The sequence below is a fragment of the Stenotrophomonas sp. STEN029 genome (assembly GCF_056760015.1).
In genome coordinates this window covers 1-4130 of the sequence record NZ_JBRREC010000158.1, presented here as the reverse complement: position 1 = coordinate 4130, position 4130 = coordinate 1, and the positions used below count along the sequence as shown (strand labels likewise).

Here is a 4130-nt window from a genome sequence, read left to right as displayed (position 1 = left end):
CGCTTTTGTTTTTGTTTGGGCGTGTATTTTTGCCCCCCCCCACCCCCACCCCCCACCCCCCCCCCCCCGGCCGGGTGAGGGGTGGGGGTGGGGGGAAGCTCCTAGCTAGCAAACCCAAAGCAAACCCAACGCAAACCCAACACCCAAAAACAAGAAAGGCGGGCAAAGCCCGCCTTCCCAAAAGCTTTCCCCAAGAAAGCAGCTTCACCCAACCGGTGGCGCCTCGGCACTGAACACCTGCGCGATCACCGCCGACAGGTCGTCTTCGGTAAACGGTTTGGTGATGTACGCCTTCGCCCCCTGGCGCATGCCCCACAAGCGATCAGTGTCCTGATCCTTGGTGGTCACCAGGATCACCGGGATGTGCTGCGTGGTCGCCTCGCGCTTGAGCGTGCGCGTTGCCTGGAACCCGTTGAGGTTCGGCATCACCACGTCCATCAGCACCAGGTCCGGCAGCACCTGCTTGGCAACCTCCACCCCAGAGGCGCCATCAGTTGCGGTGAAAATCTCATGCCCCAGCTTTTCCACAATGCGCTGGATGCCCATCAACTGCGATGGTGAATCGTCGACGATCAGGATACGCGCCATGTTTTTCCCCAAGTAGTAGCGGCAGTGTAGTGCTGGCGCGCCGCCGGCGTGAAGTCGCTGCCTTCACGCCGGGGAAGTTCATGTGACTGCCGTCAATCAATTCTTACGACGGTACGGCCGAAGGATTTGCCTTCCAGCATCGTGGCGAACACCTCGGGCAGGCCATCCAGGCCCACTTCGCGGGTACAGATGCGGTCCAGGTGACGCGGCTTCCAGTCGCTGCCCAGGCGCTGCCAGACCTGCTCGCGGATGTCGCGGGCAGTTCCGGCCGAAGCCACGCCGAGCAGGGAGACGCCGCGGATGATGAAGGGCATCACTGTCATGTCCAGCTCGCCGGAGGCGGCCAAGCCGGCCGATGCCACGTTGCCATAAGGGCTGGTCTGCGCCAGCAGGCTGGTCAGCATGCTGCCGCCGACATTGTCCAGGCCGCCGCCGAAGCGGGCTGATTCCATGGGCCGGGTGGTGGCCAGCGCATCGCGGCCGAGGATCTGGCTGGCACCGATCGCGGTCAGGTAGTCGGCCGCCTCGGCCTTGCCGCTGATGGCATGCACCTCGTAGCCAGCCTGGCTGAAGATGTCCACCGCCAGCGAGCCGACGCCGCCGGTGGCACCGGTGACGGCCAGCGGGCCATGGGCAGGCGTCTGCCGGTTGTCGGTCATGCGCAGCAGTGCCAGTGCGGCGGTGAAACCGGCCGTGCCCAGCACCATGGCCTCGCGCAGGCTGAGCTGTGCCGGCAGCGGGATCACCCACCTGGATTCCAGGCGCACGTACTGGCTGTAGCCGCCGTCACGGGTTTCGCTCAGGCCGCAGCCGGTGGTCAGCACCTGGTCGCCTTCACGGAAGACCGGGTCGCTGGAGGCGACAACCTCGCCGGCCACGTCGATACCGCCGACCAGCGGGAAGCGACGCAGGATCTTGCCCTTGCCGGTACCGGCCAGCGCGTCCTTGTAATTGACCGACGACCAGCGGGCGCGGATCACCACCTCGCCCGGGCTCAGCTGGTCCAGGTCCACTTGTTCAGGACCGCTGCGGTAGCCCGCGTCGTCGTTGTGGATGCGGAAGGCGGTGAACGGGGCGGTAGGGGACATCGGTAGGCCTGCGTCGGAACGGGGGAGTGCAACCATAACTGTTGTGAAAAGGCGGGTCTGCCCTTATTCCTATTTAGAGCAGGTGCCGGGAGGGGCCTGCACGGATACCGCGGGGCCCGTCTTGGCTGGGGCTCGCACCGCTGGATCAGCTGCCTGACTAGCTGATTGGCGGGCAAAACGTTCCGTTCAGGTAGCCCCGAACCTGTTCAGAGTCTGCCTTGTTAGAATCGGGATTCGATAGATGGTCAGGTCCTTGGCGGGAGCCCCCGCAGCCTGACCCTTACAGATGGAGCATGCATGGCCTGGAATACACCCGGCGGCAACAGCGGTGGTGGTGCGGACAACAACCGCGCGCCGCGTACGCCACGTGGCGGCAATGGCGGAGGTTGGGGTGGTGGACTGCCCGGACCGCTGCGCGACCTGTTTGATGGCGGTATCTGGCGCTGGGTGCTGGTCGCGTTGGCTCTGCTGTTGTTGTTCTCCAGCTTCCAGCTGATCGGCGAACAGCAGCGCGGTGTGGTCCTGCGCTTCGGCGAGTACTCGCGCATCCTGCAGCCGGGCCCCAACTTCAAGCTGCCGTGGCCGCTGGAATCGGTGGTCAAGGTCAATGCGACCCAGATCAAGACTTTCAGCAGCAACGTGCCGGTGCTGACCCGGGACGAGAACATCGTCAATGTGTCGGTCAACGTGCAGTACCGCGTGGACGACCCGCGCGAGTACCTGTTCGGTACGGTTGATGCCGACCAGATGCTGGAACAGTCCGCGCAGAGCGCCGTGCGTGAGCAGGTCGGCCGCGCCGACCTGAATACCGTGCTGAACAACCGTGGCCCGCTGGCCGTGGTCGCCGAGCAGCGCCTGCAGGCCTCGCTGAAGACCTACAAGACCGGCCTCAGTGTGACCGGCCTGACCCTGCCCGATGCGCGTCCGCCGGAAGAAGTGAAGCCGGCCTTCGACGAGGTCAACGGTGCCCAGCAGGTCAAGGAGCGTTTGATCAACGAAGCCCAAGCCTATGCTGCCAAGGTTGTACCCGAAGCACGCGGCCAGGCCTCGCGTGCCCGTACCACCGCCGAAGGCTACAAGCAGGCCATCGTCGCCCGCGCCGAAGGTGACGCCCGCCGCTTCACCCTGTTGCAGGGTGAGTACAAGAACGCGCCGGAAGTCACCCGCAAGCGCCTGTGGCTGGAAACCGTGCAGCAGGTGCTGGCCGAGAACCGCAAGGTCATCGGTGGCGACGGCCGCCAGCTGATCTACGTGCCGATGCCGGCCGATGCCAGCAAGACCGGCAACGCCCCGCAGCTGACTCCGGAAATGGTGGCACCGGCCTTGCCGGCGGCGACCGACAGTATTCGCAACGCGGACCGTTCGGTCTCGCGCTCGGCATCGCGTGAGGAGGCCGGCCGATGAAAAATTCAGTCGTTATCGGCGTACTCGTCGCGGTGTTGCTGGGCCTGTTGGGTTCGGTCTATGTGGTTCGCGAAGACCAGACCGCCATGGTGCTCAACCTGGGCAAGGTGGTGCGTGCCGACATCAAGCCGGGCTTGCACTTCAAGGTGCCGCTGGTTGAAACCGTGCGCGTGTTCGACCGTCGCTTCCAGGTGCTGGACACCGCACCTGCGCGTTACTTCACTGCCGAGCAGAAGGACGTCAGCGTCGACTTCTTCGCCATTGGCCGGATCTCAGACGTGCGCGCCTACTATCGCGCCACCGGCGGCGACAGCAAGGTCGTCAACGCCCGCCTCGCACCGATCATCACCGACTCGCTGCGTAACCAGATCAACTCGCGCACCTTGCAGGCACTGGTGTCCGGTGACCGTGGCGAGTTGATTGCCGGCCAGCTGAAGTCGATCAACGAGGCGATTGCCGCCCTGGGCATGGAGATCATCGACCTGCGCATCAAGCAGATCGACCTGCCGACCGACAGCCAGGTGATTGCCGACGTCTACGAGCGCATGCGCGCCCAGCGCAAGCAGGAGGCCGCCAAGCTGCGCGCCGAGGGTGAGGAGCAGTCGCTGACCATCCGCGCCCAGGCCGACCGCGAAAGCACCGTGATCGTGGCCGAAGCCGAACGTGATGCGCAGCAGCTGCGTGGTGAGGGCGATGCCCAAGCCGCGTCGATCTATGGCAAGGCCGGTTCGGCTGACCCGTCGTTCTACGCCTTCTACCGCAGCCTGGAGGCCTACCGCGCCTCGATGACCGACGGCAACGGCGTGATCGTGCTCGACAAGAACGACCCGTTCCTGCAGTACATGAAGAGCGATCGCTGATCGCTTGACCTTTAGCCCCTCTCCCCTCGGGAGAGGGGGGCTGTAGTGGGGGGGGGGGGGGGGGGGGGGGGGGGGGGCGCGGGGGGGGGGGGGGCGGGGGGGGGGGGTGGGGGGGGGGGGGGGGGGGGGGGGGGGGGGGGGGGGGGGGGGGGGGGGGGGGGGGGGGGGGGGGGGGGGGGGGGGGGGGGGG

4 protein-coding genes are annotated in these 4130 nt (G+C 66.1%); 2 read left to right on the top strand and 2 right to left on the bottom strand.

Annotated elements, in window-relative coordinates:
- Positions 1-204: 204 nt before the first annotated feature.
- Positions 205-588: a twitching motility response regulator PilH gene (pilH, locus tag ACVOLI_RS20205; protein ID WP_062166594.1), complete on the bottom strand. Its 384-nt coding sequence runs from the start codon at positions 586-588 to the stop codon at positions 205-207.
- Between the two features lie 92 nt (positions 589-680).
- Entirely contained in the window at positions 681-1676 is a 996-nt protein-coding gene (locus ACVOLI_RS20200) for a YhdH/YhfP family quinone oxidoreductase (RefSeq protein ID WP_481615749.1), read from the bottom strand.
- A 297-nt stretch (positions 1677-1973) separates the two neighbouring features.
- Here ACVOLI_RS20200 and hflK point away from each other — a divergent pair, with 297 nt between their 5' ends.
- Entirely contained in the window at positions 1974-3080 is a 1107-nt protein-coding gene (hflK, locus tag ACVOLI_RS20195; protein WP_296253517.1) for an FtsH protease activity modulator HflK, read from the top strand.
- A complete protein-coding gene (hflC, locus tag ACVOLI_RS20190; RefSeq protein ID WP_481615748.1) occupies positions 3077-3940 on the top strand; it encodes a protease modulator HflC in 864 nt (287 codons plus the stop codon). Before hflK ends, hflC begins: the two co-directional genes overlap by 4 nt.
- Positions 3941-4130 lie beyond the last annotated feature (190 nt).

Bases quoted from the DNA above. Each gene is read 5' to 3' on its own strand.
- pilH (WP_062166594.1), bottom strand. From the start codon at position 588: ATGGCGCGTATCCTGATCGTCGACGATTCACCATCGCAGTTGATGGGC.
- ACVOLI_RS20200 (WP_481615749.1), bottom strand. From the start codon at position 1,676: ATGTCCCCTACCGCCCCGTTCACCGCCTTCCGCATCCACAACGACGAC.
- hflK (WP_296253517.1), top strand. From the start codon at position 1,974: ATGGCCTGGAATACACCCGGCGGCAACAGCGGTGGTGGTGCGGACAAC.
- hflC (WP_481615748.1), top strand. From the start codon at position 3,077: ATGAAAAATTCAGTCGTTATCGGCGTACTCGTCGCGGTGTTGCTGGGC.